Source organism: Sphingomonas sp. DC5200-1 (assembly GCF_049897245.1).
Classification (GTDB): domain Bacteria; phylum Pseudomonadota; class Alphaproteobacteria; order Sphingomonadales; family Sphingomonadaceae; genus Sphingomonas; species Sphingomonas aquatilis.
In genome coordinates, this window is sequence record NZ_JAFCVW010000030.1 from 1 (window position 1) to 3,786 (window position 3,786).

At 64.2% G+C, this 3,786-nt stretch carries 6 protein-coding genes; 3 read left to right on the top strand and 3 right to left on the bottom strand.

What is annotated here, in order from left to right; translation table 11 throughout:
• Positions 1-137: 137 nt before the first annotated feature.
• The 3 genes from ACP7A3_RS20815 to ACP7A3_RS20825 are packed head-to-tail and all read right to left on the bottom strand — an operon-like array spanning position 138 to position 1,929.
• Positions 138-563 (bottom strand): DUF6691 family protein, encoded by a 426-nt coding sequence (locus ACP7A3_RS20815; RefSeq protein ID WP_018251195.1) that lies wholly within the window; start codon positions 561-563, stop codon positions 138-140.
• Entirely contained in the window at positions 563-1,000 is a 438-nt protein-coding gene (locus ACP7A3_RS20820) for a YeeE/YedE family protein (protein WP_170172224.1), read from the bottom strand. Before ACP7A3_RS20820 ends, ACP7A3_RS20815 begins: the two co-directional genes overlap by 1 nt.
• A complete protein-coding gene (locus tag ACP7A3_RS20825; RefSeq protein WP_018251193.1) occupies positions 1,000-1,929 on the bottom strand; it encodes an MBL fold metallo-hydrolase in 930 nt (309 codons plus the stop codon). The genes ACP7A3_RS20820 and ACP7A3_RS20825 overlap by 1 nt, the downstream gene beginning before the upstream one ends.
• A 72-nt stretch (positions 1,930-2,001) precedes the next feature.
• Here ACP7A3_RS20825 and ACP7A3_RS20830 point away from each other — a divergent pair, with 72 nt between their 5' ends.
• From ACP7A3_RS20830 to ACP7A3_RS20840, 3 genes are all read left to right on the top strand, one after another.
• Positions 2,002-2,625: a peroxiredoxin gene (locus tag ACP7A3_RS20830; RefSeq protein ID WP_018251192.1), complete on the top strand. Its 624-nt coding sequence runs from the start codon at positions 2,002-2,004 to the stop codon at positions 2,623-2,625.
• Positions 2,622-3,032: an ArsR/SmtB family transcription factor gene (locus tag ACP7A3_RS20835; protein ID WP_018251191.1), complete on the top strand. Its 411-nt coding sequence runs from the start codon at positions 2,622-2,624 to the stop codon at positions 3,030-3,032. The genes ACP7A3_RS20830 and ACP7A3_RS20835 overlap by 4 nt, the downstream gene beginning before the upstream one ends.
• 70 nt (positions 3,033-3,102) lie before the next feature.
• The gene (locus ACP7A3_RS20840) at positions 3,103-3,606 is read left to right on the top strand and encodes a DsrE family protein (protein WP_018251190.1); all 504 of its coding nucleotides are present in this window, start codon (positions 3,103-3,105) and stop codon (positions 3,604-3,606) included.
• Positions 3,607-3,786 lie beyond the last annotated feature (180 nt).

Sequence of the window (3,786 nt, forward strand, 5' to 3'; positions counted from 1 at the left end):
CCCGCACCCTCTGGGTGATCCATGAAACGCGCCCCTCGCAGCCTTCAACACCATGTTTTATATAGGAAATATAATGGTCAGGACAGCGAAATCAGCGCCTTACTTGGGAAATGTGGGATGTAATGTCTCCTGTCCGGTCACGCCGAACGGCGTGGGATGAGTGCGAAGCGGTGGATGGCTGCGCCGAGCGCCATTGCAGCGGTGAAGAGCAGCGCGGGGGCAGGCTGGATCGCGAGCGCGGCGATGGCGGGGCCGGGGCACAGGCCGACAAGGCCCCAGCCTATGCCGAACAGGGCGGCACCGCCGAGGAGGCGCGCGTCGATCGGCGACGTGGCCGGCGTATGGAATTGCTCCGCGACGATCGGCGTAGAGCGTCCACGCACGATGAGCCAGGCTATCGCCATCGGCAGGATCGCTCCCGCCATGACGAATGCCAGGGTCGGGTCCCAGGCACCGGCGACGTCGAGAAACGCCCGTACCCGCGCAGGATCGATCATGCCGGACACGGCGAGGCCGGCGCCGAACAGCGTGCCGCTGACGAGCGAAAGAAGGCTCTGGCGCATCACGATACCACTCCCGCGAGACGCATGAGGGTCACGGTGGCGATGCCGGTCGCCATGAACGTGCCGGTCGCGACGATGGACCGCGGCGACAGGCGCGACAGGCCGCAGACGCCGTGACCGCTGGTGCACCCCGCGCCGAGCCGCGTCCCGATCCCGACGATCAGCCCGGCGACGGCGATCAGCCCGAGCGACGTCGGGAAGCGAGCTTCCACATTCACATTGGCTGCGGTCAGCGCCGCGCCCAGGGGCAGCCCCGCCGTGAAAAGCAAGGCCATCATCCAAGGCGCTCCCCCTTCAGAGAGAGCGAGGACACGCGCGAACATGCCGCTGACCCCGGCGATGCGGCCGTTGCCCAGCAACATGATCGCCGCAGCGAACCCGATCATCAGGCCGCCGATGAAGCCGGCAAGCGGCATGGCATGGGGAAATCCGGGCATCACAGCGTATCCAGTGGAATCTTGAGGTAGCGGGTGCCGTTGACTTCCGGCTCCGGCAGATGGCCGCCGCGCATATTGACCTGCACCGATGGCAGGATGAGCTTGGGCATCGACAAGGTGGCGTCCCGACTGGTGCGCATCGCGACGAAGTTGTCTTCGTCCACCCCCTCATGAACGTGGACGTTGCCGACGCGCTGCGCGCCCACGGTCGTCTCCCAGACATACCGGTCGCGCCCCGCAGCCTTGTAGTCGTGGCACAGGAACAGCCGCGTCTCGTCGGGCAACTGCATCAGTCGACGGATCGAGCGGAATAGCTGGCGCGCATCACCACCGGGGAAGTCTGCGCGTGCGGTGCCGTAGTCCGGCATGAACAGGGTATCGCCGGTGAAGACTGCGTCGCCGATGACATAGGCCATATCGGCGGGGGTGTGCCCCGGCACATGCAGCGCGATGGCCTCGATGTCGCCGATCGTAAAACGGTCGCCATCGTCGAACAGGTGGTCGAACTCGGAGCCGTCCCGTTCGAAGTCGGTGCCGGCGTTGAAAATCTTGCCGAAGACGTTCTGCACGCGAATGATGTCGCGGCCGATCGCGAGCTGACCGCCCAGCGCCTTTTGCAGATAGGGCGCCGCAGACAGGTGGTCGGCATGAGCATGGGTTTCGAGCAGCCAGTCGACCGAAAGGCCGTGCTCCCGCACATAAGCGATTACCGCATCCGCCGACGCCGTATTGGTGCGACCGGCCGCAGCGTCGAAGTTCAGGACACTGTCAACGATCGCCGCCTTTCGCGTGGCGGGGTCCCAGACGACGTAGGTCGCGGTGTTGGTCGGCTCGTCGAAGAACGAGTGAACGACCGGCGCTACCGCCGCCTTCGCACGTTCAATCTGCGCAACTGCCTCATTCAACGCCGATTCCACGATCGCCTCCAATTATTGATTTCATGGTTTATGTAGTTGTGTAATCCGCTTGCGTCAACGGGCTGCCCGTGCCATCTGAAAAGCATGGAAACGATGGATGCAGACGTACCGCGCTCGTTGCGCATCGGGGACGCGGCCCCGAATTTCACCGCCCGCACGACGCAGGGCGCGATGTCGCTCGATCAGTATCGTGGTCGTTGGGTCGTGTTCTTTTCGCACCCGGCTGATTTCACGCCGGTCTGCACCAGCGAGTTCGTGGCCCTGGCGAAGGCCGCACCGCAATTCGAGGAGCTCGACTGCGCCTTGCTCGGGCTGTCGGTTGACAGCCTGTATTCGCATGTCGCCTGGTTGCGCGCGATCAAGGATGTCTTCGGTGTAGAGGTGCCGTTCCCGGTCGTGGAAGACCCGTCGATGGCGGTGGGTTACGCCTATGGCATGCTTGACGAACAGGCCGGCGACGCCTCGGCCGTGCGCGCGACCTATTTCATCGATCCTGAGGGCATCATCCGTGCGCTCAACTGGTATCCGATGAACGTCGGGCGATCGGTCGACGAGATGCTCCGCACGGTGAGGGCATTGCAGCGATCGGCCGATGGGCAGGCCTATACGCCGGCCGACTGGCAGCCGGGTGACGACGTCCTGCTCCCGCCCGCCTTGCCGTGCAGCGCCGGTGCCGACTGGTTTCATCAGTTGAAGGCCGATCGATGACGGCGATCCATCAATCCCGCGCGATCGCCGATGCGGCGGTCGAAAAGCTGCGCGTGTTCGCTCAACCCCAGCGCCTCATGATCCTGTCCTATCTGCTGGGCGGTGAGCGGCAGGTTGCGGACATAGAGGCTGCGACCGGCGTGACCCAGCCGGCCCTCAGCCAGCAGCTTGCCGAGCTGCGCCGCGCCGAGCTGGTGAAGACGAGACGCGAGGCAAAGCAGGTCCATTACCGGCTCGCCGATGACGCAGCCGCAATGTGCGTGCGCACGCTCGAGGCGATATTCGGCGCCGATGATCTAGCCGTGCATGAGGCAGCGCCCGCTTCCCGACCGTCGCGAGCGCGCGGGGCGTCGGCTGCCACGCGGCCGCAAAATATAGGCGCAGCCGTATTTGCGAGGGTCGGATAATCATTCCGGTTTCGAAAGGACAAACCAGATGCGGCTTCCCGCTATCGCAGTTGCAGGATGCTTGGCCGTCATGAGCAGTGCCGGGTCAGCAGGCGTCACCGCGCAACAACCCGTGATTGCCGGCTATGGCAGGATCACGCCGGTAGAAGGCGCGGTTGAGCGGCCGGACCACTCGCTGCGATATCGTGTGCTGTTCAGTGTGACGAAGGCGGCGTCATCTCCCGACAAGGTCAATCCCTCGCTGGAGAAGGTCGCACGCTTCCTGAACCTGCTCGGGGCGGACGGCGTGCGGCCGGCACAGGGAGATGTGATCGTGATCGTCCACGGGCCGGCGACACCGATTATTGCCGATGATGAGGCATATGCGACGAAAACCGGTGCCACGACGAACCCCAATCTTGCCTTGATAGCGGCGCTAAGGCGGGCAGGCGTGTCCGTTCGAGTGTGCAGCCAGGCTTTAGTCGGGAATGGGATCGCTCCGGTCACGGTCGATAAGGCTATCGAAGTCGATGTCTCGGCTCTCACCACAATGGCGACATTGCAGATACGTGGTTGGGCGCTGATCCCTGACTGATCGTACCGAACTTCCTGTTTTATCATTCCAGTCCGTAACGCGGCCGGTGTCACAACCGTCTGAGACTGTTGAAAAAGGATCGCGTGGGATCAGCGTGGTGGATGACAGGTGACGCCGGGCACCGGAGGATGCGCCGCGTATCAGGCCGGCGCGGCCTGCCGGGCCAGCAGCTGGAGGTTG

Bases quoted from the DNA above. Each gene is read 5' to 3' on its own strand.
- ACP7A3_RS20815 (WP_018251195.1), bottom strand. From the start codon at position 563: ATGCGCCAGAGCCTTCTTTCGCTCGTCAGCGGCACGCTGTTCGGCGCC.
- ACP7A3_RS20820 (WP_170172224.1), bottom strand. From the start codon at position 1,000: ATGCCCGGATTTCCCCATGCCATGCCGCTTGCCGGCTTCATCGGCGGC.
- ACP7A3_RS20830 (WP_018251192.1), top strand. From the start codon at position 2,002: ATGGAAACGATGGATGCAGACGTACCGCGCTCGTTGCGCATCGGGGAC.
- ACP7A3_RS20835 (WP_018251191.1), top strand. From the start codon at position 2,622: ATGACGGCGATCCATCAATCCCGCGCGATCGCCGATGCGGCGGTCGAA.
- ACP7A3_RS20840 (WP_018251190.1), top strand. From the start codon at position 3,103: ATGAGCAGTGCCGGGTCAGCAGGCGTCACCGCGCAACAACCCGTGATT.